Origin of the sequence: Streptomyces griseus (assembly GCF_900460065.1) — a bacterium.
Taxonomy (GTDB): Bacteria; Actinomycetota; Actinomycetes; order Streptomycetales; family Streptomycetaceae; genus Streptomyces; species Streptomyces griseus.
Genome location: NZ_UAVD01000056.1, coordinates 258,215 through 281,448, shown reverse-complemented (window position 1 = coordinate 281,448; position 23,234 = coordinate 258,215). Strand labels below are relative to the sequence as shown.

Here is a 23,234-nt window from a genome sequence, read left to right as displayed (position 1 = left end):
GGGTCTATCGTCGGAGGATGACTGCGTACGGAAACTTCCCCGGCTCCCGCCCCCGGCGGCTGCGGACGACCCCGGCGATGCGGCGGATGGTCGCCGAGACACGGCTCGACCCCGCGAACCTGATCCTGCCCGCGTTCGTGCGGGAGGGTATCGACGCCCCGGTCGCCATCGCGGCGATGCCCGGTGTGTACCAGCACACCCTGGACACCCTGCGGAAGGCGGCCGTCGAGGCGGTCTCGGCCGGGGTCTCGGGGATCATGGTCTTCGGAGTGCCGGAGGACGAGAAGAAGGACGCCCGGGGCACGGCGGGCACGGACCCGGACGGGATCCTCCAGGTTGCCCTGCGCGCGGTCCGCGAGGAGGTCGGCGACGACCTCGTCATCATGTCGGACCTGTGCCTGGACGAGTACACCGACCACGGCCACTGCGGGGTCCTGACGGCCGACGGCCGGGTGGACAACGACGCGACGCTGGAGCGGTACGCGGAGATGGCCCAGGTGCAGGCGGACGCGGGCGCCCATGTGGTGGGGCCCAGCGGGATGATGGACGGCCAGGTCGGCGTGGTCCGGGACGCCCTGGACCAGACGGGCCACGAGGACGTGTCGATCCTCGCCTACGCCGTGAAGTACAGCTCCGCCTTCTACGGCCCGTTCCGCGAGGCCGTCGGCTCCTCGCTGACCGGCGACCGCAAGACCTACCAGCAGGACCCGGCCAACGCCCGCGAGTCGCTGCGGGAGCTGGCGCTGGACCTGGCGGAGGGCGCGGACATGGTCATGGTGAAGCCCGCCGGGCCGTATCTGGACATCCTCGCCAAGGTCGCGGAGTCCGTGGACGTGCCGGTCGCGGCGTACCAGATCAGCGGCGAGTACGCGATGATCGAGGCCGCCGCCGAGCGGGGCTGGATCGACCGGGACAAGGCGATCCTGGAGAGCCTGACCGGGATCCGGCGGGCCGGGGCCCGGATGATCCTCACCTACTGGGCGACCGAGGCGGCCCAGTGGCTCGGGCGGGACGCGCGGCGCTGAGCCGGTCCCGCTCGCGGCCCGACGTGGTTCACGGCCCACCCGCTCCGGTCTCCTGGAGCCGGTGGGCCTCCCTGATGGCGAAGCGGGCGCCGGACTGCACGAGCGGGTCCTCGTCGGCCCGCGCGGTGGCGTCCAGGGCCGTGGCGACGGCCGGGTCGGCGGTGTAGGGCGCCAGCGACATCGCCGCGTACTGCCGGACGAGGTCCTCCTCCGGGTCCCGCAGTGCCGTGAGCAGGGCGCGGCCCGCCCGGTGGCGCAGAGCGGGGTCGGCCGGGGGCCACAGGCGCAGGACGGTGGCGCTCTCGACGCGGGCGAGGTCGTACTCGCCGGGGTCGGCGACGACCGAGACGAGGAACGGCAGCGCCTGGGCGTTGGCGTCCAGCTCGGTGATGATCTCGCGCTTGCGGTCGTTGTCGGGGGCCAGGGCGCGGAACTCCGCTATCAGGCGTTCGGCGGCTTCGGCTGCTTCCGTGGCTTCCGTGGCTTCCGTGGCTTCGGCCGCTTCCGCCGTGGAAGCGGCTTCCGTCGTGGTCGTGAGGTTCGTGTCGTTCATGGGGGTGGACACTTTCTGTCAGGGCCAGTCGACCAGTGCCATGAATGCTACGAAAGTGACCACCACGGTGGCGGGGGCGGTGAGGGCCAGGCCCACCCGCCGGGCGGCGTGGCGGATCCGGTGGGGGACGGCCCAGGAGGCGGCGACCACGATCAGGGCGAGGACCAGACCGATCCACAGGACGGTCCAGGCGGTGGTGAAGCTCGCGTCGAAACGGTCGGCCGCCGCCCCGTCGCAGGAGTCGCACGCCATCGGGGTGAGGCCGCCGACGAACAGCGCGACGAGGCCCATCGGCAGCGTCAGGAGCGTGGAGATCAGCGGGGCGACCCACGCGCGGGGATCGGGGGCCTGCGCGGGGTCGCTCGCCGGGGTGCTGCCGCTGTCGTGGCTGTTGAGGCTCATGGGTCCGAGTCAAGCTCCGGGGGCTGCCGTACGCATGAGTACGAGGGCTCAGTCCGCGGCGGTCCTGTCGGCGTGGGCCTCCGCCCAGGCGAGCGCCGCCGCCCGCTGCCCGTCCGTGAGGGCCGGGCTGACCTGGTCCGGGTGGCGGAACACGTGGTGCTCGCGGGCCGCCTTCAGCCCGATGGCGCGGGCCGCTTCGGTGAGCCGGGGGTCGTCGGCGACCTCCTGGGCGCGTCGCAGCCAGCTGTGGCTGCGCGGGTCGATCGCGTAGTGCCACAGCGGCTGGGCGGGGTCGGCCACCCCGATCAGGACGTGTTCCAGGGTGTACGGGTGGACGCCCGGCGCGCCGATCAGCTTCTCCGCCACCTGGAGCGGGTGGGTGCCGTCGAGGCGGGCGCGGAGCAGCACCCAGGTCATCAGCTGCCCGGTGTCGTGTCCGTCGGAGACGATGAACGCCCACAGCTCGGCGGCCTTCTCCTCGTCGGGTGCGCCGAGGTGGGTCAGCAGCCGGACCGGGGCCTTCCAGAGCGGCTTGGGCTTGGCCCACCAGGCGGTGAGGGCGGCGGCGGCCGGGTGGTCCAGGTCCAGGGCGAGGCAGGTCAGGGTGACCAGGGGGTGACGCCACTCGGTGTACGTGGTGCGGTACTGCTTGGTCAGCTCCTTTTTCCAGCGCGGCAGGAGCGCCGCCAGCTCTGCTTCGCCCGCCTCGCCGTGGGCGAGGAGCAGTTCGAGGCAGAAGGCGATGCCCTGGAGGCCGGTGGACGGGTCGGCCACCCGGTCGCGCAGCCACTGGAGGTCGGCGGGGGCGAGGGTGCGGTAGCGGTGGTAGATGTCGCCGAGGCGGCCCTCGTAGCCGGTGAGGTCGGGGCCGGTGCCGGCCAGGAGGCCGTCGCGGGCGGCCTCGTACCGCTCCACGGCGGCCAGCGCGTCGGCTGCTCCGGCGGCGTCGGTGAGGCGTCCGGCCGCCTCGCGCACGCGGTCGGCCGTGTCGGCGGCGGCCTTCGCGGCGGCGACCCGCAGCGGGCGCGGCAGCCGCTCGTCCGTGGCGAACCCGACGGCGGCGAGGAGGAGCGGGAAGGACGCGTCGGCGGCGGGGGGACGGGTGACGGGCTCCCGCACGACGGCTTCCCGCAGCGCCTGGAGGAGGCCGGTCTGCGCGGTCTCGGGCGCGGTGTGCTCCGTCAGCTCCTCGGAGAGTGCGGCGGCCGCGCGCACCGGGTCCGGTTCGCGCAGGGCGTGGTGGGCGCGGAACCAGCAGCGCACGGCGCCGCCGTCACCGGTCAGCGCCGCGGTGCGCAGCAGCTCCAGCGAGCGCGGCGAAGGGTGCGCGGCGAGGGCGTGCGCCGCGTCGGCGCCCAGCTCCGCGGCCACCTCCCAGGCCTCGGAGTGCTCCTGGCGCAGCAGCGCGGGGAGCACAAAGCGCCATCCGCGCCAGGCCGTGAGCCGTCCGGCGTACGCCTTCCGCCAGGCGGACAGCAGCCGTTCCGTCTCGTCCGGGGTCAGCGCCTGCCGGTGTTCCAGCGGGGCGGCGAACCGGACGGCGGCGGCCAGGTCCACGGGGCCCGCCAGCCGGTCGTGGAGCCACCGCTCCTCGGCGGCGGACAGCGGGGCGTACTCCGTGGAGCGGGCGGTCCGGCGGCGGGGCTCGTCGAGGCGGGCGAGGAACTGGCGAACGCCCGCGGTGTCTTCGGGGTCCGGCAGCCCGTCGGCGTCCGTCGCCGTGACCTTGTCGAGCAGGAACGCGCCCCGCGGACCGCCGTTGACGATCCGATAGCCTTCCGGGCCTTCGCCGAGCCCGGCGGCGACCGTGGCGTGGTCGCCGCCCCAGTGCAGACAGAGTTCGCCGGTCAGTTCGCCGGAGCGGGCGAAGGCGTCATGGGACTGCCAGTGCCAGTAGGCGAAGGAGGTGTCGGTGGCGATGCCCCGGACCGCGAACATCTCCGCCGCGTCCTCGTGGCCGTCGGACTGGGTGTAGCGGCCGCGGGTGGGGGGCGGGAGGACGGCGAAGCGGTCGCCGCCCAGCGTGCGCCACCAGGCCCTGATCCTGCCGAGGTCCGTGTTCAGTCCCACCAGAACGACCACGCTTCCTGGTTGAGCACGGCCTTCTCGGCGTAGGCGTCGAGGTCGTAGGGCGGGGACTGGTCGATGTTGTCCGGGCAGAACGCGTAGTGCTCGGCGGCCAGCGCGCGGGCCTCCTCGATGGTGCCGGGCGGGCGGCCCACGGAGACGATCATCGTGTCGAAGCCGAGCACCACGACCCGGGCGTCGTACCGGTCCTCCCAGGAGCGGAGCACCGCGCAGAGCCGGGCCACGTCGTTCTCGTGGTTCATCGGGCCCGACCAGCCGATCGCCGCCGGTATGTCGGCGCTGCGGCGGGCCGGGACGAGGGCCGTGCGGGCCCCGCCGAGCCACTCGTCCGCGTCGGCGGTGATCACGCCGGCGAGTCCCGCGGCGGCCGTGTCCGCGTCCTCGGCCGCCTCCCGGGCGGGAACGGGCGCGAGGCCGGGCCAGGGCCCGGGGCCCTCGGAGCCGTCGGCGTCCGGCCCGGTCCCGTCCGTGCCCGGTCCGGTGTCCTCCGGGGCGACTTCGTCGGCCGCGTACTCCGTCCAGTAGCCCGCGAGCACCTCGTCGGCGTCGTGGTCGCCGGGATACGAGGCGGCGTCGGGGCACAGGTCCCACTCCTCGGGCCACTGGTCGCGCCGGCCGCCCGTGACCAGCACCGGCAGCAGCCCGAGCGGCCGGCCGGCCGCGCGCAGTCTCGACCAGGCGCGCAGGTCGGCCGGTGGGCCGTCCGCGTACCAGAGCAGCGGCTCGTGCCAGGTGCCGTCCAGCGTGGTGTCCACCAGGGTGCCGGGCGGGAGGTCCAGGCCGGAAGTGGCCAGGGAGGGCAGGGGATTCGGGAGCGTCGCCATGGTGGGGAGCCTAGGCGGGGCCACTGACACTGCCCCCGGCAGCACCCTTGTCACGGGCGCCGTCGGGCACGTGCGGCCCAGGGGCCGGAGGCGGCGGCTATCACGGTGGCGCTCGGTCCGAGGCGCACGGCGGGCCCGTCGGGCCGCTGGGGCGTGGCGGCCTTCGTCGTCCGTGGTCTCCTCGTGGTGTGCGGGTGGCGGGCTCGGCCGGGGACCGGCACGGGGCAGGCGGCGGAGGGGGTCAGATCAACGCGTCGGCGAGCATGAAGGCCGCCACCGCGAGCAGGGCGTAGGCGAAGAGGCGCCGCAACGTGTCGCCGCTGAGCCGCTGTGCGTAGCGTTTGCCGTCCCAGGCGCCGAGGACGGCGGCGGCGGTGAAGGGCGCGATGACGGACCAGTCCAGCGGTGTTCCGGTACCGGCCCGGGCGCCGAGCGCGGCGAGCGAGTTGACGGTGATGACCAGCAGGCTGGTGCCGATGGCCCGGCGCACGGGGAGGTTCAGCACGCGTGTCAGGGCCGGTACGGCGAGGAAGCCGCCGCCCACGCCCAGCAGCCCGGTCACCGCGCCGAGGCCGGCGCCGGCCGCGCCCGCCCTGGCGGGGCGTGTCCCGCCCGTGGCCGGGGCGGGTGCGGGGCGCAGCATGCGCAGTGCGGCGAGTGCCGCGACGGCGGCGAAGGCGAGGGTGAGCCCGGCCTGGGGCAGGTGGCCGGCGGCCGTGCCGACGAGCATGGCGGGGACGATTCCGGCCGCCGCGAAGAGGAGCCCGGTCCGCCAGGCCACGTTGCCGTCGCGGGCGTGCCCGGTGAGCGCGGTGATCGACGTGAGGGCGACGATGATCAGACTGGCGGTGATCGCCTCCGCCGGAGACATGCCGATGAGGTAGGTCAGGGCGGGGACGGCCAGGACGCTGCCGCCACCGCCGAGGCCGCCGAGGGCGAGGCCGACGACGGCTCCGGCGACGAGCGCGAGGATCAGGGCGGTCATGCCGCCGAGCCCTCGTCGCCGCCCGGGCCGACCACCGAGTGTCCGGCGGCAGCCCTTTGCCGCATACCGCCCTCGACGTCCACCGCTTCCACGCCGCGCGCGCGGAGCAGCCCGACGGCCTGTTGCGAGCGGTTCCCGCTGCGACAGATCACCACCAGCGGCCGTCCCCGGGCCGCCTTCGGCAGGGCCGCCCCCGGGACCGGGGCGGACAGCGGTGCGTGCAGAGCGCCGGGCGCCCGCCCGGCGTCCCACTCGCTCTGCTCACGTATGTCCGGCAGGACGGCCGGGGCGTGGGCGCCCCGGGTGTGCCGCCGGGTCTCCTCGACGGCGACCCGCTGCTTGTCTCGGGAGAACAGGGACATCACAGGACCTCTCGAACGCGCTCGTGCGGAAAGTTGTCGCGGGCAGGGGGGCGGCCACCGGTTACCGGGTGATCTTCGGCGGGACGTCGCCGGGTCCGGGCCTCGGCGGTACGGGAGGCCGGCGGGACCGGGGAAGGGGTTCGCCGCGGTCGCCGGGAGCGGGGTCCCGCGGCGGCTCGGCTCGGAGGATCGCCGGCCGGGCCGCGTGCGTGAGGCTCACGCCCGGTTCCGGAGGGAGGCGATGACGGAGCGGATGTCGGTGCGCGGGCCGCGGTTGTAGGGCAGCTTGGCGAGCATCATGCCCATGGCACAGGTGTTGCTGAGCGCGGCGAAGGTCAGTCCGGCGCCGATCGCCGTGCCGATCAGGTGCACGCCGGGGACGAAGAAGCCCACGACGCCGCTGACGAGCACGATCGAGCCGGCGATGAGACGGACCTGACGTTCCATTTCCCAGCGCTGCTCACCGCGGTTGACCGGTGCGCCGGACGCCTCCCAGGCCATCATGCCGCCGTCGAGGACGCGCAGGTTGGGCAGGCCCGCCTCGGCGAGCGCCTCCTCGGCCCGGGTGGCGCGGGCGCCGGAGCGGCAGACCAGCACCACGTCCTGGTCCAGGTGCCGCCCCAGCTCCATGCGGTGCTCGCGCAGGGTGTCCAGGGGCACGTTGTAGGCGCCGGGGATGTGACCGGTCCGGAACTCGCCGGGTGTGCGCACATCGAGCAGACGGGGGCCGTCGCCGGTGGTGAGCAGGTGCTGGAGGGCGGCGGGGGTGAAGGAGGTGGTGCGGGAAGCGTCGGTGGTCATGAGGGCTGCTCCGTGGGGAGAGGTGGACAGGGGGTGGATCGGGGGCGGGACGCGGAGGGCCGGCGTACCCGTGCGCGGGGCGCGCGGGGGTTTTGTGCGGGGCGTCGGCGGCCGAGGGGGGAAGCAGCGGCGCCGCGTCAGGCGGCGGGCGCGTTCAGAAGGGCCCAGGCGGTGTAGCCGCCCAGGATGTCGGAGACGTCCTCGAAGCCCCGGTGGCGCAGCAGGCTTGCGGCGATGGAGGAGCGGTGACCGCCCGCGCAGTGCACGACCAGCGGTTCGTCACGAGGGATCTCGTCCAGTCGGCCGGGCAGTTCTCCGAGGGGGAGGTGCAGGGCGCCCTCGATGAAGCCGGTGTCACCACGCTCGCCGCAGGTGCGGACGTCGACGACGACCGGCGGGTTCTCCCCGGCCAGCTCGGCGCGGAGCTGTGCGGCGGTCAGACGGCTGGCGGGGGCGACCTCCTCGGCCATCGCGGCCATGGCCGAGTCGGGGGAGGCCAGGTATCCGGCCGCACGGTCGAAGCCGACCCGGGCGAGCCGGGTGACGATCTCCTCCTCACGCTCCTCGGGCGCCACGACCAGGAGATCGGCGTCGACCGGCAGGACGGTGCCCGCTTGCTCGGCGAACCGGCCGTCGGCCGGGACGTTGACCGCTCCGCGCACGTGACCGGCGGCGAACTCCTGCGGGTCGCGCGCGTCGACGACCACGGCGCCCGCGGCACGGTGGGCCAGGAAGTCCTGCGCGTCGAGCGCCTTCGGCGCGCTCGCCGGGTCGAACAGCGCGCGCTCCCTGCGGTTGAGGTCCGCGTCGTAGGCGAAGTACCCGGGAGCCGCCGACTGTCCGGCGGTGACGATCGCGACGAACTCCTGCTCGGTCATCGGAGCGCACGCGTAGTTCGTCGCCCGCTGCTCACCGATCGTCGACTGCCGCTCGGTGGACAGGTTCTTGCCGCAGGAGGAGCCGGCGCCGTGCGCGGGGAACACGCGCACCTCGTCGGGCAGGCCCATCAGCTTGTGCTGCACGCTGTCGTGCAGCATCGCGCCCAGTTCCTCGGCGGTCACGCCGACGGAGGCCAGGAGGTCGGGGCGGCCGACGTCGCCGATGAACAGGGCGTCACCGGTCAGCACCCCGTACGGGACCGTGTCGTCGGCGCGCTCGTGGACCAGCACGCTGATCGACTCGGGGGTGTGCCCCGGGGTCTCCATGACCGTCAGCGTCACCTCGCCGAGGCTGATGGTGTCGCCCTCGGCCAGCTTGCGGATCTCGTACTCGGTCTCGGCCCGCCGTCCGTAGCCGATCCACGCGCCGGTGCGGGAGGCCATCTCCAGATGTCCGGCGACGAAGTCCGCGTGGAAGTGCGTGTTGATGACACCCACGATGGTGAACCCGTGGGACTCGGCGTCGTTCAGGTACTCCGAGACGTCCCGGCGCGGGTCCACGACCACGGCCCGGCCCGTGGTCTCGTCGCCGATCATGTACGACGCCTGGGACAGGCAGTCGAGGTAGTACTGCGAGAAGAACACGGAAACCTCCTGAGCGGACAGGCCCATACCCGGGGGGGTATTTTTCGGGCCAAACGTCGGCCCGGCGCGAGGGGGTGCGCAGGGCGGGGTGGGGGCTCATGGGACCCGGTGTCGGCCTGTTCGGCGACGACCGCGGATCCCGGCCCGCGAGAAATACCCCATGGGGTATAACGCTTTCGACCGTACGGACCCTCGATCGGCTTGTCAAATACCCTGGGGGGTATCACGGTGCCGGGGGCGCCGCCGACCGTCGGCCCGCCGGACGGCGCGCGACGACTTCGGTCGCGGAAATCGCAGGTGCGGAGCGGAAGGGGATACGGGACACTCGGCCGGATGATCGTGATGCAGCCCGTCCTGGAGACCCGCGCACCCGACGGCTTCTCCCTCTGGCCCGTCGCCGAGGGCGCGTCGTCGCGGTTCACGGCGTTGAGCGGGAACCTCGGCCCCGCCGAGGTCGGGACCGTGCTGATGCTGATCGCCCGCTGCAACGACATCGACCCCGATCCCGGTGCGGGCGACGACCGCCCGCCGCGCCCGGCCGACCCGCTCGCGTCCTTCCTGCACGGCCTGCTGACGTCCGAGGACCCGTTCGTCTCGGGCGGCCTGCGGGTCGTGGACGGTGCGACCGGGGTCACGCTGCTCCCCGGCTGCTGCCACGGCCTGGAGGACTGGCGCGGCATGTACGCGGTCCTCGACGGCGCCGTGTCGCCCTTCCTCGGGCACGACCCCGACCCCGTCGTCGAACGGTCCGGGGAATCCGTCCGGCTGGTCGTGGACTTCGAGCAGAGCGACAGCCCGGTGATCGAGTTGCCCGCGGCCGAGCTGCGATGGCTGCTGGACGGGGTCGGACGGGACCTCTCCGCCTTCCTCGTCCTGGCCGCCGAGTGGGTCCGCCTGCACCTGCCCGACCACGCCGAACCCGTCATCGAGGCGCTCGCCCGGGTGCTCGACGTACCCGCGAACGGCGGTACGCGACAAGCCTCTTGAGCGCCGCGACCGGCCCGGGGGCCGAAAGCCGGTGCAGGACGGGGGTGGCTGGATAATGATGTCGGGCATGAGTTTGTACGTCGATGATCCCACCCGCCTCGGAACCACGCGCCTCGCCGACGGGAGGGTGCTCGGCTGGGCCGAGTGGGGGCCGCGGGACGGCCTGCCCGTCCTGCTCTCGCCCGGCGCCGCGACCAGCCGCTGGCTCGGGATCGGGGCCGGTGCCGTCGAGACGGAGGGCGTCCGGCTGGTGTCGGTGGACCGCCCCGGGCTCGGGGTCTCCACGCCCGCGCCCGACCGGACCTTCGCCGACTTCGTCGACGACGTGTCGGAGCTGACCGGGCTGCTCGGGCTGGGTCCGCTTCCGGCCATGCTGGGGAACTCCCAGGGCGCGCCCTTCGCCCTGGCCTGCGCGGCGGCCGGCGTGGTCTCCGCGCTCACGCTCGTCTCGCCCGCCGACGAGGTCGCGGATCCCGAGGTCGCCGCCGCCCTGCCCGACGATCTGCGGGGCCTGGTCGCGCGGGTGGCGGAGGACCCGGCCGGGGCGGAGAAGGTGTTCGCCGGGTTCGACGCGGACGCGATGCGCCGCATGGTCCTGGCCGGGAGCCCGGCGTGCGACCTCGCGGTGTACGAGGACCCCGGCTTCGCCGCCGCCTACGGTCGCGCCCTCGACGAGGCGTTCTGCCAGGGCGCGGCGGCCGGGTACGCGCGGGACACCGTGCTCGCGATGGGGCGCTGGCCCATCGACCTCGGCGCGATCACCGTCCCGGTCGAGGTCTGGTACGGCGAGGAGGACGTCTCGCACGCGCCGGACCTGGGCCGCCGGCTCGTCTCCCGTATCCCCGGGGCGCGGCGCACGGTCGTGCCGGGCGTCGGCGGCGCGCTGCTCTGGGCCACGGCGGAGCCGATCCTGGCGTCGCTGGCGGAGACCGTACGGCCGGACGAGCCGGTCGAGCGGGACTGGCGGGAGGAGCAGGCCCGGCGCAGGACCGTACGGGGGAGACGGCCGGGGGCCGCGCAGGGGGGCGGGCGCGGCTGACCCGATCCACCGGGAATCGCGGGAGAGGCTTGGGCCCGGCTGTCAGTGCCCGGGCTTATCGTCGAATCCCGTTGCGCGCCGCCCGGTCGTCGTTGCCGTCGGCCGGGCCGATCCGGCAGGAGCCGCCGTGAACAGGATCGTCACGTCCATCTCGCTCTCCCTCGACGGGTTCTTCGAAGGGCCCGACCACGACATCGACTGGCACACCGTCGACGAGGAGGTGCACCAGCACTTCAACGACTACTTCCGGACGATGGGCGGCTTCGTCGAGGGGCGTGTCACCTACGAGCTGATGGAGGAGTTCTGGCCGACCGCCGATCAGGACCCGGCCAACGAGGGCCCGATGGCCGAGTTCGCGGGGATCTGGCGGGATGTGCCGAAGTTCGTCTTCTCGCGGACGCTGGAGAGCGTGGGACCGAACGCGACGCTGCTGCACGAGGTCGACCCCGAGCAGGTGCGCGGTCTGCGGGACGCCGCCTCGGGGGACCTGGCGGTGGGCGGGGCGGATCTGCTGGAGTCGTTCCGGCGGGCCGATCTGATCGACGAGTACCGGATCTACGTCCACCCGGTCATCCTCGGCCGGGGCCGCCGCTTCTTCCGGGACGCGGAGGAGCGGCAGATGCTCCGGCTGGTGGAGACCCGGACCTTCGGGAACGGAGTCGCGATGCTCCGTTACGAGACGGTCCGGGCATGAGGCCCGCGGTGACGAGGGGTCAGGCGGTGGGTGCGTAGGCGGCCGACGCCGACCGGGCGGTGGGCGCGACGGTGGCGACCGGGCCCTCGACGGTCCTCGGAGCCACGGACGTGGACGGCGGCGGGGTGGGCGGCGACCTCCCCCGGGACCCGCTGCACGCACGCGCGACCCGTACGGGAAATGTGTACGGGTCGCGCACCGTCACCGCATGTCGGGCCCTGGCCCGGGGCGGCTCGTGGGGATCAGAACATCAGGGCGTTCTCGACGTCCGACTGCCAGTAGGTGACGAAGCCGAGGCCGTCCGTCGCGGTGTCCGCCGGGAGCTTCAGCGTGGTCTCGCCCTTGGACTTGTTGTTCTTGTCGACCATGATCACGCCGAGGTTGTCGCTCGGGACCGGCTCGTTCTGGCCGGGCTCCCCGAGGAGGCCGATGCCCGCGTACGCCTCCTCGCCGGGGGCGAGCGTGACGACCGCCTGCGGCTTGCTGTCGTCGAGGATCGGGTACACCGCCTGCGCGCCGTCGAAGCGGAGGAACGGGGCGTAGTAGGCGGAGCAGCGGGTGGAGCCGGTGTTGGTCACCGTGAGCAGCAGGTGGTTGATCGGGCGGCTCACCGAGGAGACCTCGACCGTGGAGTTCTTCGGCGTGCAGGCCGGGATCTCGGCCGCGGCCTCGCCGTTCGGCCCGGCCTCCGGCTTCTTGCCGTGGTTGTCGCCGTCGCCGTTGCCGCCCGCGTGCTTCCCCTCGGCGGGAACGGTCTGCGTCTCGGGCTTCGCGGCCTCCGGCGCGTCCGACTCCGGCCGCGCCTTGTCGTCGGTGCTCGTCGCCGCGGGGGCCGCCGTGTCGGCGGTTCCGGCCGGCTTGGTCCCCATGGCCTTGTCGTCGCCGCCGCAGGCGGTGAGCGAGAGGGCGGCGACGAGGGCGGTGGCGGTGACGGCGATGGTGCGGAAGCGGTTGGTGCGCATGGCGGTGGTACTCCCCGTGATCGGTTGACGTGTCGGTCCGGTTGAACGGCCGGTCCGCTGTGGTGCTGCTGTTGCCGTGGTCTGGTCCGAGCTTGTGGGACGGCTGATTCCGGCCGCAACGCCTGTCGAACCATTGGGGATGCTGGAACGTCTACGCGTACGGTGACCTGCGGGAATTCCGCGTCCCTGGAACGCCGTTCCGGGACGCCCGAGGAAGGGGAACGCCGTCGTGGCGACGCCGGAGGCCGTGGAATTCGCGGCTCTGCTCAAGGATCTGAAGGACCGTTCGGGGCGCAGCTACGGGGTGCTGGCGGGGAAGCTGCACGTCAGCACGTCGACCCTCCACCGGTACTGCAACGGGGACGCCGTGCCGAACGAGTTCGCTCCGGTGGAGCGGTTCGCGCGGGTGTGCGGGGCGTCGGGCGACGAGCTGGTGGAGGTGCACCGGCGGTGGATCGTGGCGGACGCGGCGCGGCGGCGGCCTCCGGCGGGGGCGAGCGCGGAGGCGGGGAGCGGGGCGGGGGCGGTCGCTCCCGCGGCCGAGCCCGCAGTTGCTCCCGCGCAAGCCGTTGCTCCCGCGGAAGCCTCCGGGGTCGGTGGGGGTCCCGGGACTGCTGCGGGAGGGACGGGTTCCGGGGGCGAGGACCGCACCGCGGACGACGAGGGCTTCGCGCCGGACGTCACGGCGAGCGACCGCGCCGGGGGCGGGCGGCCCCCGGCCCCGGGCTCCCGGTGGTCCCGGCTCTCCCGGCGTACGCGGGTGATCGTCGCGACCGCCGGGGTGGCCGCGCTCCTCGTGCCCACCACCGTCGTCGCGGCCGATCTCGTCGGGTCGGGGAACAAGGACGGCGGGAGCGCCGCGGACCGGGTGGAGGACGCGGGCGGAGACCCCGGGCCGACGCCGGAGGCCCCCGCCCCGGCCACGCCCCGCCCCTCGGCGAGCCCCCGGTCGGCCGATCCCTCGGCGAGCGCCCCCGCGTCCCCCTCCGGCGTGCCGTCCGTGAAGCCCCCGGCGGGCTCCGGACCGGGGCAGGCGCAGAGCGGTGGCGGCGACAGCGGCGGCGGTACGGGGCTCGGGGCTCCGCCGGCCGTCAGCATCTCCTCGTACAACTGGGCCGAACCCTGCGGCCAGCACTATCTGGTGAACCAGGGGCCCGACGGCCTGGACCCGCCGCCCGCGCCGCAGGACCGGCGAGGCTGGGCGGAGTCGTACGGCGGGGTCGACGCCGGGAACATGCTGCTCCAGCTCACCGTGCAGGGGACCTCGCGCGAGGCGGTGGTCCTCAAGGGCATGAACATCCGCGTGGTGTCGCGGAAGGCCCCCCTGCCCTGGTCGGCGTATCTGATGGGCAACGGCTGCGGCAGCGGGATCACGCCCCAGACCTTCGCCTCCCACCTCGACGCCGGGCACCCCACCCTCCGGCCGGTGCCGGGGTCGCAGGGGGACATCGAGGTTCCGGCCGTGGACTTCCCGTACAAGGTGACGTCCGAGGACGTGGAGGTGTTCAACCTCGACATGACGGCCGTGAACTACGACGTCAGCTGGTACCTGGAGCTGGAGTGGACCAGCGGCGGGAGCGAGGGGACGCTGCGGATCGACGACCGGGGGAAGCCGTTCCGGCTCAGCGGGATGAAGGGGCGGCCGGAGTACGTCTACGGCAACGAGGAGGTCGGGTGGCAGCCCGCGACCTGACGGGCGCCCCGGCGGGCCCCTCACTCCGGGGGCAGCGGGGCGGCTGAGGCGAAGGAACCGTTGTGGTGGATCAGGGGACCGGCGACCGAGGCGTCGTGGTGGTCCGGGGAAGAGGCGGCCGGAGGCGCCGCGTCCGCGAGCTCGCCGACGATCAGCCAGTGGTCCCCGATGCGCTGCCGCAGTGTGACCCCGGCCACCAGCCAGCCCGCCGCCGAGGGGAACAGCGGGGGTCCGAGGCGGTGGTCGGTCCAGCCGGGGGCCGCGAAGCGGTCGGGGCTCCAACGGGCGAACGTCCGGGCCAGGCCGGTGTGCCGGGCGCCCAGGAGATGCACCGCGAAGTGCTCGGCGCGCAGAACGGCGGGGGCGGCGGAGATCTCCGCGTCCAGGCAGAACGAGACCAGCGCCGGCTCCAGGGACACCGAGGTGAACGAGGACGCGGTGAAGCCGGCGGGGCCGGGCACGGTGATGACGGTGACGCCCGACGCGTGGCCGCGCAGGGTGCGGCGCAGCAGGGCGGCGGCCCCGGAGCGCAGCGGCGCGCCGGTGGTGTCGGTGGTGTTCACGGGGATGCCTCCGGGGGTGCGGTGACGGCGGCGGACAGGGCTTCCGCGTGGGGCGGGCCCCAGCGGCGGAGGTCGAACGCGGGGTGCTGGGCGGCGGCGTTGGCGTCCCGCCAGATCCGCTGGACGGGCGCGGTGTCGTAGATCGCGCCCGCGCCGGACGCCTCGTACACGGCGTTGACGACCTCGCGGCAGCGCGTACCGGCGTAGGCGATGTCCCGGCGCATGCGGGCCCGCTCCTGCGGACTTCCGCCCGGGGTGCCCGAGGCGGCGAGGGCCGCCAGGTCGGCGAGGAGCAGGGCACGGGCGGCGTCGACCGCGGCGGTGAGGGCCGGCGCGTCGAGGGCCGAGCCACGGCCGCCGTGCTCCGCGTGGGCGTCCAGGGCCGCACGTGCCGTGCCGAGCAGGACCCCCGCGAGGGCCGTCGTGCCGGTGGCGGCGAACGCCATCCGGTACGGGGCGGTCTCCGGACGCCCGTGGGGCGAGGGGGTGACCGGGTCGAGGGCGCTCAGGGGCAGGACGCGGTGTTCCGGGACGAGGAGCGCGGGGGTGGTGAAGGAACGGCTGCCCGTGCCGCGCAGTCCCCCGGTGTGCCAGTCGTCGATGCCCTCGGTGCGCCGCCGGGGCAGGAGCACGACGTGCGGTTCCGGCTCGCCCCCGGGCACGGCCGGGGCGCTCACCCCGGCGAGGATCCACTCGGCGTGGTCGACGCCGGAGCAGAAGCGTCCGCGCTGGGCGGGCAACAGGCAGCCTTCGGCGGTCCGTTCGGCGGGCGGTCCGTCGAGCCGCAGTTGGAGGGCGACGCGGGTGGAGGGCGCGGCGAAGACCTCCTGGCGCGCCCGGAGGGGCATCTGGGCGACGGCCCAGGTGGTGCCGCCCATCACCGCGCGTACCCAGCCCGCCGAGGCGCAGCCCCGGGACAGCTCCTCGGTGACCAGGAGCGCGGTGTCGAAGCCGAGTCCGCTGCCGCCCAGGCCGCGGGGGGTCAGGAGGTCGAAGAGGTGGGCCTCGTCGAGGAGGCGGACGGCCGCGTCGGGGAGGGTGCGCAGCCGGTCGGCCTCGGGGGCGTGGTCCCTCAGCCGGGGGGCGAGCGCGCGGGCGGCGGCGAGGGCCTCCTGGTGGGTCAGCGGCGGGCGGGGGCCCTCGGCCGGTGCGGAAGGGGTCGGAGCGCTGGTGGTGGTCATGCGGCACCTGCTTCGGTTGCTCGGGCGTCCACGTGGTTAGGGTACCCATAGTTAGATTGGATCCGATTGGGGTTCTCGTCAAGTGACTACGGGTGGACACCCTGTGAGCGGGCCGGGCGGGCCGGGCGGGCCGGGCGGGCCGAGCGGGCCGAGCGGGCCGGGCGGCGGCGCGTGGGCCCAGCGGGGCGAGTGGCGGCGTGGCAGCCGGCGGCGGCGGGGGGCCCTCGGCGGCCGGGGTGACACCGGGCCCGTACCGGATACTGAGGACCATGCCGCCTAGCCGCCCCGCCCGCCCGCCCGTGGCCGTCACGCTGGAGAAACGCGTCTTCGACCTGCTCAACGCGGAGATCCTCGGCCTGCGCCTCGGCCCCGGCGAGCACATCGTCACCGAGGCGGTGGCGGAGGCGCTCGGGGTCTCCCGGCTGCCGGTGCGCGAGGCCCTGCGCAGCCTGGCGGGGCGGGGGCTGATCGACATGCACGCGCACCGGGGGGCGTTCATCCCCCGCCTCGGGCCGGAGGACCTCGACCGGATCGTGGAGACCGTGGAGGCGCGGGCCAGGCTGGAGCCCTGGGCCGCCGAGCGCGCCGCCGAGCACCACGACGCGGACCAACTGGCCAAGCTGGACCGGGCCCTGGAGCAGGGCTTCGACGCGCTGGCGCGCGGGGCGCGGCCGGACGCCAACCGGGCGCACCGAGAATTCCTGCGGGTCCTGACCCTGATGTCGGGGCACGCGACGCTGATCGAGGTGCTGGAGCCCCTCCAGTACCGGACCATGCTGGCGTTCGTGTCCATCGTGATGACGGCGGAGCCCGAGGGCTGGGCCTCCCACCGGGTGGTCCGCGACGCGGTGGCGGATCGGGACGGGGCCGCCGCGTCGGCCGAGATGGGCCGCCACCTCGCCGAGGTGCTGGACGCGCTGCGGCGACCCGGCAACGTGGTCCCCTCCGCGATGGACCGGGCCGCCGGACGCAAGGGCGGCCGACGCCCCGCGAGCCACCGGATCAAGGCGCTGCGCCTCGCCGAACAGGACGCGGCAGACGGCGGACCGCCCTCACCCCCGGCCCGGCCCGCCCCCGGCCCCTGACCCCCCGCGCGGGCCGGGGACCCTGCCCGCGCCCGGTCGTAGGTGGCCCCTCGTACGGGCCGGAAGGGCCGCCCGCGCCCGGTCGGACATGCTTCCCGTGCGGGCCGGGAACACCAGCCGCACCCGGCGGGAACACCGCCCGCGCCCGGCCGGGAACACCCCCGGCGCCCGCCCGGGAACACCCCCCGCGCGCGCCGGCGGGGCGCCGCACGCGGCGGGCGGCGCTCACGCGTCCGGGGCGGAGGGCGGATTCCGTCCGCATGCGCACAGGAGTACAGTCGCCCCGCCCGCCGCGGTGCGCCCGGATCCTCCGTGCCCGCCGCTCCGCCCTCTCCCCTCCCAGGTGACCCATGTCCGCGACCGCCGAAGCCCCCGACCCCCTGGCCCTGGACACCCGGACCTGCGAGGAGCGGTCCCTGCGGCTCAGACGCAGACTGGAGCGGCTGATCGGGATCGCCGCCACCGAGGGGAACTCCCTCCTCCCGCTCCGCAACGGCGACGAGATCTTCGGCGCGATGCTGGACGCCATCCGGGGTGCCGAGCACACCATCGACCTGATGACCTTCGTCTACTGGCGTGGTGACATCGCCCACAAGTTCGCCGAGGCGCTCGCCGACCGGGCCCGCGCCGGGGTCCGGGTGCGGCTGATGCTGGACGGCTTCGGGTCGCGGCTCATCGAGAAGGACCAGCTGGCCCTGATGGACGAGGCCGGGGTCACCGTCACCTGGTTCCGCAAGCCCCTCTACCTCTCGCCGCTCAAGCAGAACCACCGCTGCCACCGCAAGGTCCTCGTCGTCGACGAGTGCACCGCGTTCACCGGCGGCGTCGGGATAGCCGAGGAATGGTGCGGCGACGCCCGCAACGAACACGAGTGGCGCGACACCCACGTCCGGGTCACCGGCCCCGCCGTCGACGGGCTGGCCGCCGCCTTCGCCCAGAACTGGGCCGAGTGCCACGACGAGCTGTTCGACGAGCACGACCGGTTCGTCACGGAGGAGCACGACGGTGACGCCGTCGTCCAGGTGGTGCGCGGCTCCGCCTCCTTCGGCTGGCAGGACATGCAGACCCTGATCCGGGTCGTCCTGGAGTCCGCCGAGGAGCGCATCCGCCTCACCACCGCCTACTTCGCCCCCGACGCCTACTTCACCGGGCTGCTGTGCGCCGCCGCCCGGCGCGGGGTGGAGGTCGAGATCCTGCTGCCGGGGCCGCACACCGACAAGCGGGTCTGCCAGCTCGCCGGGCAGCGGTACTACGAGGACCTGACCGCCTGCGGTGTGAAGATCTACCAGTACCAGCCGACGATGATGCACACGAAGTCCCTCACGGTCGACCGGGTCGCCTCGCTCATCGGCTCCACCAACTTCAACCGGCGCTCCCTCGACCACGACGAGGAAGTCATGCTCGCCGTCCTCGACCAGGACTTCACCGCCACCCTCGACGGTCACTTCGAGGAGGACCGGGAGAAGAGCGTGCAGATCGAGCGCGGCCGGTGGAAGCGCCGCGACCTCGTCCAGCGGGCCAAGGAAGCGGCCGTCGTCCCCATCCGCCGTTTCCTCTGAGGCACCGCCCGCCCCGGGGGCGTGTTCCGGCGTTCGGCGGGCAGGCGGGGAGGACGACGACCCCGTCCGCCATGTGAAGGGAAGGGCCCATGAGCGCCATCACCGACACCTCACCGGCACCGTCCGCCGCGGTGATCACTGAACCCCTGCCCGACCTTCAGCTCCAGCTCCTCATCCAGCTTCTCGACGAGGACCCCCGCTCCAGCCTGCCCCTCACCCTCACGCACCCCGGCGGCCTCCTCCACGGGGACGTCATCGGACACGAGCAGTGGAAGGCCGAATGGGCCAGGAGCCTGCGCCAGGTCGAGGGCGAGGGGGCCAACCTGCTCGCCGAGTTCCCCGAGACGGTCGACCAGGGCGTACGGGAACTGCGCGCCGACGAGGACGCGGAGACCCGCCGCCTGCCCCGCTGGATCCACCTGCGGGACGTCACACTCGTCGTCGGGTCCATGAACCCGGTCTCCCTGCCGCTGTGGCGCGGACGCCTCGCCGACGTGTCGGGCTGGGCGCTGGGCCGCCCGCAGTAGCCGGCCGGCCCGCTCCCGGGGCGTGTCGCGAGAGCCCCGCCTGCTCGGCGGCGTCCGGCACGCACGCTCGCCGCGTCGTCGGGATCACCCCGGTACCTCCGGTATCGGGGTGCCCCTCCGCCGTGCGACCGCCCGCACCGGACGCCGCGGAGCCCGCCCTCCGGGCGGACGGCGCTCCGTTCGGAACACGCCCTAGGGTTTCGGCATGACCGCAGAGAACGGCTTAACCGCCGGCACCCCTGGATCGCCCGTCACCTTCATCAACGTCTTCGAGATCTCCGCCGACGAACTCGACGCCTTCGTCGGGAAGTGGGAGGAGCGGGCCCGCCTCATGCGGGACAAGCCGGGCTTCATCGACTCGCGGATGCACCGGGCCCGCTCCTCCGACTCCCGCTTCCAACTCGTCAACGTCTCCCACTGGGAGAGCCAGGAGGCGTGGGAGGCCGCCACCGCCGACCCCGACTTCTCCGCCCGGACCCGGGCCGCGCGCGAGGGGGCGAAGCAGCCGGTCACCCCGAACCCGGCGGTCTACGACGTCGTCGTGGAACTCACCGCACCCTGAGGGCTTCCGTTCCGGTACGCGATCGGCCCCGGTGCCCGGGAAAGGGCGCCGGGGCCGACCCGCGTACAGCGGGGGGCGTCAGAGCCGCTCGGGCGTCCGGATGCCCAGCAGCGCCATCCCCCGGTGCAGGGTCCGGGCGGTCAGCTCCACCAGGAAGAGCCGGTTCTCGACGACCTCCGGGGCGTTGTCCGGGCTGAGCACCTGGCACTGGTCGTAGAACGTGGTCAGGTGCGACGCCAGCTGGTAGAGATACGCGGCCAGCTTGTGCGGCTCGTACCCCGTGCCGACCTCGGCGAGGACCTCGCCGAACTGGTCCAGGTGCAGACCGAGCGCCCGCTCCGCCGGGGCCAGCTCCAGCTCCGGGTGGGCGGCCGGGACCGCGTCCCCCGCCTTGCGCAGGATCGACCGGATCCGGGCGTACGCGTACTGGAGGTACACCGACGTGTCGCCGTGCAGCGCCACCATCTGGTCCAGGTCGAACTTGTAGTCCCGTACGGCGGAGGTCGACAGGTCCGCGTACTTCACCGCGCCGATGCCGACGTACCGGCCGTTCTCGACGATCTCCTCCTCGGACAGGCCCACCTTCTCGGCCTTGTCCCGGACGACCGCGGTGGCCCGCTGAACCGCCTCGTCGAGCAGGTCCTCCAGCCGGACCGTCTCGCCCTCACGGGTCTTGAACGGCTTGCCGTCCTTGCCCAGGACCGTGCCGAACGCGAGCTGCACGGCCTTGACGTCGTCGCCCAGCCAGCCCGCCCGGCGGGCCGTCTCGAAGACCATCCGGAAGTGCAGCGACTGCCGCGCGTCCACCACGTACAGCAGGGTGTCCGCCTTGAGGTCCTGCACCCGGTTGCGGACCGCGGAGAGGTCGGTCGCCGCGTAGCCGTAACCGCCGTTCGTCTTCTTCACGATGAGCGGGACCCTGTTGCCGTCCGGGCCCTTCACATCGTCGAAGAACACGCACAGCGCACCCTCGGAGCGGACGGCGACGCCCGTCTCCTCCAGGATCCGGCAGGTCTCCTCCAGCATGTCGTTGTAACCGGACTCGCCGACGATGTCCGGGTCACGGATCTCCATGTCGAGCTTGTCGAACACGGAGTGGAAGTAGATCTTCGACTCGTCGACGAAGCGGTGCCACAGCTCCAGCGTCCCGGGGTCCCCGGCCTGGAGGGCCACCACCCGGTCCCGGGACCGGGCCTTGAACTCCTCGTCGGAGTCGAACAGGGCCCGCGACTCCTTGTAGACCCGGTTCAGCGTCGACATCGCCGCTTCGCCGTCGCTCGCGCCGTCGCCCGGACCGCCCTCGTGCTGCAGCGCGCCCGGGTGCTCGATCAGATACTGGATGAGCATCCCGAACTGGGTGCCCCAGTCGCCGATGTGGTGCCGCCGGACCACGTTCTCGCCGGTGAACTCCAGGATCCTGACCACGGCGTCGCCGATGACCGCCGACCGCAGGTGGCCGACGTGCATCTCCTTGGCCACGTTCGGCTGGGCGTAGTCGATGACCGTCGTCCCGGCGTCGTCCTTCAACGGCACGCCGAGCCGGCCCTCGCCGTCCGCCGCCCGGGCGGCCAGCGTCTCGACGATCGCCCGGTCGGTGAGCGTGACGTTGAGGAAGCCGGGCCCGGACACCTCGATGTCCTTGATCAGCCCGCCCGCCGGAAGGGCGGCGGTGACCTGGGCGGCCAGCTCCCGCGGGTTGCCCTTGAGCTTCTTGGCGAGCGCCAGGATGCCGTTGGCCTGGAAGTCGGCCCGGTCGCTACGTCGCAGCAGCGGGTCCGCGGCGCCGGCATCCGGCAGGGCTGCCGTCAGGGCGTCCGCCAGCTGCTGCTGGAGCGTGGAAGCGAGGGAAGGGACCGAGGCCATGTCTGGCTGCCGTTTCCGTAGGGGGTACGAGGGATTCTCTTGGGTGTCCAAGGGATCTCCCCAGTATCCCACGGGGGGTAAAGCCGTTTTCGCGCTGCGGGGGGTAGCTGGGAGAATGGTCGGCAACCCACTGGGACCGACAGACGAGAGAAGGACGTGCCGACCGTGGCCGAGAGTCAGACCAGCACCGAGACCGACTGGGTCTCCCGCTTCGCGGACGATGTCATCGCCGAATCGGAGCGTCGTGCGCCTGGCAAACCGGTCGTCGTCGCCTCCGGCCTGTCCCCGTCGGGCCCGATCCACCTCGGCAACCTCCGCGAGGTCATGACCCCGCACCTGGTCGCCGACGAGATCCGCCGCCGCGGACACACCGTGCGCCACCTGATCTCCTGGGACGACTACGACCGCTACCGCAAGGTCCCGGAGGGCATCCCGGGGGTCGACAAGGCGACCTGGACCGAGCACATCGGCAAGCCGCTGACCTCGGTGCCCGCCCCGGCCGGCTCGCCGTACGCGAACTGGGCCGAGCACTTCAAGGCCGCCATGACGGCGGCCCTGGACGAGCTGGGCGTCGAGTACGACGGCATCAGCCAGACGGAGCAGTACACCGCCGGCGCCTACCGCGAGCAGATCCTGCACGCGATGAAGCACCGCGCCGACATCGACGCCGTCCTCGACCGCTACCGGACGAAGAAGGACCCGGCCGGCGGCCCGCAGGGCAAGGGCGGCAAGAAGCCGCAGCAGCAGAAGAAGGTCGACGAGGCCGAGCTGGAGGCCGCCGAGGGCTCCGGCGCCGCCGCCGAGGACGACGGCAGCGGCAACAGCGCCGGCTACTTCCCGTACAAGCCCTACTGCGGCAACTGCGAGAAGGACCTCACCGTCGTCACCTCCTACGACGACGACACCACCGAGCTGAACTACACCTGCTCGGCGTGCGGCTTCGCCGAGACGGTCCGGCTGAGCGAGTTCAACCGCGGCAAGCTCGTCTGGAAGGTCGACTGGCCGATGCGCTGGGCCTACGAAGGCGTGATCTTCGAGCCCAGCGGCGTCGACCACTCCTCGCCCGGCTCCTCCTTCGTCGTCGGCGGCCAGATCGTCCGCGAGGTCTTCGACGGCGTACAGCCCATCGGGCCCATGTACGCCTTCGTCGGCATCTCCGGCATGGCCAAGATGTCCTCCAGCAAGGGCGGGGTCCCCACCCCGGCCGACGCGCTGGAGATCATGGAGGCGCCGCTGCTGCGCTGGCTCTACGCCCGCCGCAAGCCCAACCAGTCGTTCAAGATCGCCTTCGACCAGGAGATCCAGCGGCTGTACGACGAGTGGGACTCGCTGGGCCGCAAGGTCGCCGACGGCACGGTGCTGCCCGCCGACGCCGCCGCGTACTCCCGTGCCGTCCGCACGGCGGCCGGGGAGCTTCCGAGCACCCCGCGCCCGCTGCCGTACCGGACGCTCGCCTCGGTCGCCGACATCACCGCCGGCGCCGAGGACCAGACGCTCCGCATCCTCGGCGAGCTGGACCCGGCCAACCCGCTGACCTCGCTGGACGAGGCGCGCCCGCGCCTCGACCGGGCCGAGAACTGGATCACCACCCAGGTCCCGGCCGAGGCCCGCACCATCGTCCGCGACGAGCCCGACAAGGAGCTCCTGGGCTCGCTCGACGACCAGGGCCGCGAGTCGCTGCGCCTCCTCCTGGAGGGGCTGGACACGCACTGGTCGCTGGACGGGCTCACCACGCTCGTCTACGGCGTGCCGAAGGTGCTGGCGGGCCTGGAGCCGGACGCCAAGCCCACGCCCGAGCTGAAGGCCGCCCAGCGGTCCTTCTTCGCCCTGCTCTACCGGCTGCTCGTCAGCCGCGACACGGGGCCCCGCCTGCCCACCCTGCTGCTCGCGGTGGGGGCGGACCGGGTGCGCAGGCTGCTCGGCGCCTAGCGACGTGACGGCGGAGGGCCACCACCC

At 73.8% G+C, this 23,234-nt stretch carries 22 protein-coding genes; 10 read left to right on the top strand and 12 right to left on the bottom strand.

Features of this window, described 5'->3' with window-relative positions; all coding sequences use genetic code 11:
- The first annotated feature begins 17 nt into the window (after positions 1-17).
- Positions 18-1,025, top strand: a complete 1,008-nt coding sequence (hemB, locus tag DTB53_RS34935; RefSeq protein ID WP_003968340.1) for a porphobilinogen synthase — start codon at positions 18-20, stop codon at positions 1,023-1,025.
- A 28-nt stretch (positions 1,026-1,053) separates the two neighbouring features.
- Here hemB and DTB53_RS34930 read toward each other — a convergent pair whose 3' ends face one another.
- The 8 genes from DTB53_RS34930 to DTB53_RS34895 form a co-directional block, all read right to left on the bottom strand.
- Entirely contained in the window at positions 1,054-1,578 is a 525-nt protein-coding gene (locus tag DTB53_RS34930) for a hypothetical protein (RefSeq protein ID WP_042496885.1), read from the bottom strand.
- A gap of 18 nt (positions 1,579-1,596) precedes the next feature.
- Positions 1,597-1,980, bottom strand: coding sequence for a hypothetical protein (locus DTB53_RS34925; RefSeq protein ID WP_012380394.1), 384 nt, complete (start codon positions 1,978-1,980; stop codon positions 1,597-1,599).
- A 48-nt stretch (positions 1,981-2,028) separates the two neighbouring features.
- Entirely contained in the window at positions 2,029-4,062 is a 2,034-nt protein-coding gene (locus tag DTB53_RS34920; RefSeq protein WP_042496889.1) for a hypothetical protein, read from the bottom strand.
- Positions 4,041-4,892: a DUF4253 domain-containing protein gene (locus DTB53_RS34915; RefSeq protein WP_012380396.1), complete on the bottom strand. Its 852-nt coding sequence runs from the start codon at positions 4,890-4,892 to the stop codon at positions 4,041-4,043. Before DTB53_RS34915 ends, DTB53_RS34920 begins: the two co-directional genes overlap by 22 nt.
- Positions 4,893-5,133: 241 nt before the next feature.
- On the bottom strand, positions 5,134-5,877 hold the full coding sequence (locus DTB53_RS34910; RefSeq protein WP_012380397.1) for a sulfite exporter TauE/SafE family protein: 744 nt from the start codon (positions 5,875-5,877) through the stop codon (positions 5,134-5,136).
- The gene (locus DTB53_RS34905; RefSeq protein ID WP_172595324.1) at positions 5,874-6,239 is read right to left on the bottom strand and encodes a rhodanese-like domain-containing protein; all 366 of its coding nucleotides are present in this window, start codon (positions 6,237-6,239) and stop codon (positions 5,874-5,876) included. Before DTB53_RS34905 ends, DTB53_RS34910 begins: the two co-directional genes overlap by 4 nt.
- Positions 6,240-6,455: 216 nt before the next feature.
- On the bottom strand, positions 6,456-7,040 hold the full coding sequence (locus DTB53_RS34900; RefSeq protein WP_012380399.1) for a rhodanese-like domain-containing protein: 585 nt from the start codon (positions 7,038-7,040) through the stop codon (positions 6,456-6,458).
- Between the two features lie 137 nt (positions 7,041-7,177).
- Positions 7,178-8,563: an MBL fold metallo-hydrolase gene (locus tag DTB53_RS34895; RefSeq protein WP_042496891.1), complete on the bottom strand. Its 1,386-nt coding sequence runs from the start codon at positions 8,561-8,563 to the stop codon at positions 7,178-7,180.
- Positions 8,564-8,905: 342 nt separating this feature from the next.
- On the opposite strand from DTB53_RS34895, the gene DTB53_RS34890 reads away from it, so the two are divergent.
- The 3 genes from DTB53_RS34890 (at position 8,906) to DTB53_RS34880 (ending at position 11,283) form a co-directional block, all read left to right on the top strand.
- Complete coding sequence (locus DTB53_RS34890; RefSeq protein WP_106431777.1) at positions 8,906-9,550, top strand: hypothetical protein; 645 nt, start codon at positions 8,906-8,908, stop codon at positions 9,548-9,550.
- A 67-nt stretch (positions 9,551-9,617) separates the two neighbouring features.
- Entirely contained in the window at positions 9,618-10,589 is a 972-nt protein-coding gene (locus DTB53_RS34885; RefSeq protein ID WP_052295628.1) for an alpha/beta fold hydrolase, read from the top strand.
- Between the two features lie 127 nt (positions 10,590-10,716).
- The gene (locus DTB53_RS34880; RefSeq protein WP_003968354.1) at positions 10,717-11,283 is read left to right on the top strand and encodes a dihydrofolate reductase family protein; all 567 of its coding nucleotides are present in this window, start codon (positions 10,717-10,719) and stop codon (positions 11,281-11,283) included.
- A 242-nt stretch (positions 11,284-11,525) separates the two neighbouring features.
- Here DTB53_RS34880 and DTB53_RS34870 read toward each other — a convergent pair whose 3' ends face one another.
- Entirely contained in the window at positions 11,526-12,245 is a 720-nt protein-coding gene (locus DTB53_RS34870; protein ID WP_012380403.1) for a DUF4232 domain-containing protein, read from the bottom strand.
- Between the two features lie 229 nt (positions 12,246-12,474).
- Here DTB53_RS34870 and DTB53_RS34865 point away from each other — a divergent pair, with 229 nt between their 5' ends.
- Entirely contained in the window at positions 12,475-13,938 is a 1,464-nt protein-coding gene (locus DTB53_RS34865) for a helix-turn-helix domain-containing protein (protein WP_012380404.1), read from the top strand.
- Between the two features lie 20 nt (positions 13,939-13,958).
- On the opposite strand, the gene DTB53_RS34860 is transcribed toward DTB53_RS34865, so the two are convergent.
- Entirely contained in the window at positions 13,959-14,501 is a 543-nt protein-coding gene (locus tag DTB53_RS34860) for a flavin reductase family protein (protein ID WP_012380405.1), read from the bottom strand.
- The gene (locus tag DTB53_RS34855) at positions 14,498-15,682 is read right to left on the bottom strand and encodes an acyl-CoA dehydrogenase family protein (RefSeq protein WP_012380406.1); all 1,185 of its coding nucleotides are present in this window, start codon (positions 15,680-15,682) and stop codon (positions 14,498-14,500) included. The genes DTB53_RS34860 and DTB53_RS34855 overlap by 4 nt, the downstream gene beginning before the upstream one ends.
- A gap of 269 nt (positions 15,683-15,951) precedes the next feature.
- On the opposite strand from DTB53_RS34855, the gene DTB53_RS34850 reads away from it, so the two are divergent.
- From DTB53_RS34850 to DTB53_RS34835, 4 genes are all read left to right on the top strand, one after another.
- On the top strand, positions 15,952-16,767 hold the full coding sequence (locus DTB53_RS34850; RefSeq protein WP_042496898.1) for a GntR family transcriptional regulator: 816 nt from the start codon (positions 15,952-15,954) through the stop codon (positions 16,765-16,767).
- A 350-nt stretch (positions 16,768-17,117) separates the two neighbouring features.
- Positions 17,118-18,326, top strand: a complete 1,209-nt coding sequence (locus tag DTB53_RS34845; RefSeq protein ID WP_003968360.1) for a phospholipase D-like domain-containing protein — start codon at positions 17,118-17,120, stop codon at positions 18,324-18,326.
- Positions 18,327-18,415: 89 nt separating this feature from the next.
- Positions 18,416-18,853: a GvpU-like protein gene (locus DTB53_RS34840; protein ID WP_003968361.1), complete on the top strand. Its 438-nt coding sequence runs from the start codon at positions 18,416-18,418 to the stop codon at positions 18,851-18,853.
- A 205-nt stretch (positions 18,854-19,058) separates the two neighbouring features.
- Positions 19,059-19,415, top strand: a complete 357-nt coding sequence (locus DTB53_RS34835; protein WP_012380408.1) for an antibiotic biosynthesis monooxygenase family protein — start codon at positions 19,059-19,061, stop codon at positions 19,413-19,415.
- 78 nt (positions 19,416-19,493) lie between these two features.
- On the opposite strand, the gene argS is transcribed toward DTB53_RS34835, so the two are convergent.
- On the bottom strand, positions 19,494-21,278 hold the full coding sequence (gene argS / locus DTB53_RS34830) for an arginine--tRNA ligase (RefSeq protein ID WP_012380409.1): 1,785 nt from the start codon (positions 21,276-21,278) through the stop codon (positions 19,494-19,496).
- Positions 21,279-21,434: 156 nt separating this feature from the next.
- Between argS and lysS the strand changes: the two genes are divergently transcribed.
- Positions 21,435-23,207, top strand: coding sequence for a lysine--tRNA ligase (lysS, locus tag DTB53_RS34825; protein WP_012380410.1), 1,773 nt, complete (start codon positions 21,435-21,437; stop codon positions 23,205-23,207).
- The last annotated feature ends 27 nt before the right edge of the window (positions 23,208-23,234 follow it).

Excerpts from the sequence above, each read along its gene's own strand:
- DTB53_RS34915 (WP_012380396.1), bottom strand. The coding sequence starts at position 4,892 with ATGGCGACGCTCCCGAATCCCCTGCCCTCCCTGGCCACTTCCGGCCTG.
- DTB53_RS34925 (WP_012380394.1), bottom strand. The coding sequence starts at position 1,980 with ATGAGCCTCAACAGCCACGACAGCGGCAGCACCCCGGCGAGCGACCCC.
- DTB53_RS34890 (WP_106431777.1), top strand. The coding sequence starts at position 8,906 with ATGCAGCCCGTCCTGGAGACCCGCGCACCCGACGGCTTCTCCCTCTGG.
- hemB (WP_003968340.1), top strand. The coding sequence starts at position 18 with ATGACTGCGTACGGAAACTTCCCCGGCTCCCGCCCCCGGCGGCTGCGG.
- DTB53_RS34845 (WP_003968360.1), top strand. The coding sequence starts at position 17,118 with ATGTCCGCGACCGCCGAAGCCCCCGACCCCCTGGCCCTGGACACCCGG.
- DTB53_RS34885 (WP_052295628.1), top strand. The coding sequence starts at position 9,618 with ATGAGTTTGTACGTCGATGATCCCACCCGCCTCGGAACCACGCGCCTC.
- DTB53_RS34850 (WP_042496898.1), top strand. The coding sequence starts at position 15,952 with ATGCCGCCTAGCCGCCCCGCCCGCCCGCCCGTGGCCGTCACGCTGGAG.
- DTB53_RS34835 (WP_012380408.1), top strand. The coding sequence starts at position 19,059 with ATGACCGCAGAGAACGGCTTAACCGCCGGCACCCCTGGATCGCCCGTC.
- DTB53_RS34905 (WP_172595324.1), bottom strand. The coding sequence starts at position 6,239 with ATGTCCCTGTTCTCCCGAGACAAGCAGCGGGTCGCCGTCGAGGAGACC.
- DTB53_RS34930 (WP_042496885.1), bottom strand. The coding sequence starts at position 1,578 with ATGAACGACACGAACCTCACGACCACGACGGAAGCCGCTTCCACGGCG.
- argS (WP_012380409.1), bottom strand. The coding sequence starts at position 21,278 with ATGGCCTCGGTCCCTTCCCTCGCTTCCACGCTCCAGCAGCAGCTGGCG.
- DTB53_RS34870 (WP_012380403.1), bottom strand. The coding sequence starts at position 12,245 with ATGCGCACCAACCGCTTCCGCACCATCGCCGTCACCGCCACCGCCCTC.
- DTB53_RS34855 (WP_012380406.1), bottom strand. The coding sequence starts at position 15,682 with ATGACCACCACCAGCGCTCCGACCCCTTCCGCACCGGCCGAGGGCCCC.
- DTB53_RS34840 (WP_003968361.1), top strand. The coding sequence starts at position 18,416 with ATGAGCGCCATCACCGACACCTCACCGGCACCGTCCGCCGCGGTGATC.
- DTB53_RS34910 (WP_012380397.1), bottom strand. The coding sequence starts at position 5,877 with ATGACCGCCCTGATCCTCGCGCTCGTCGCCGGAGCCGTCGTCGGCCTC.
- DTB53_RS34900 (WP_012380399.1), bottom strand. The coding sequence starts at position 7,040 with ATGACCACCGACGCTTCCCGCACCACCTCCTTCACCCCCGCCGCCCTC.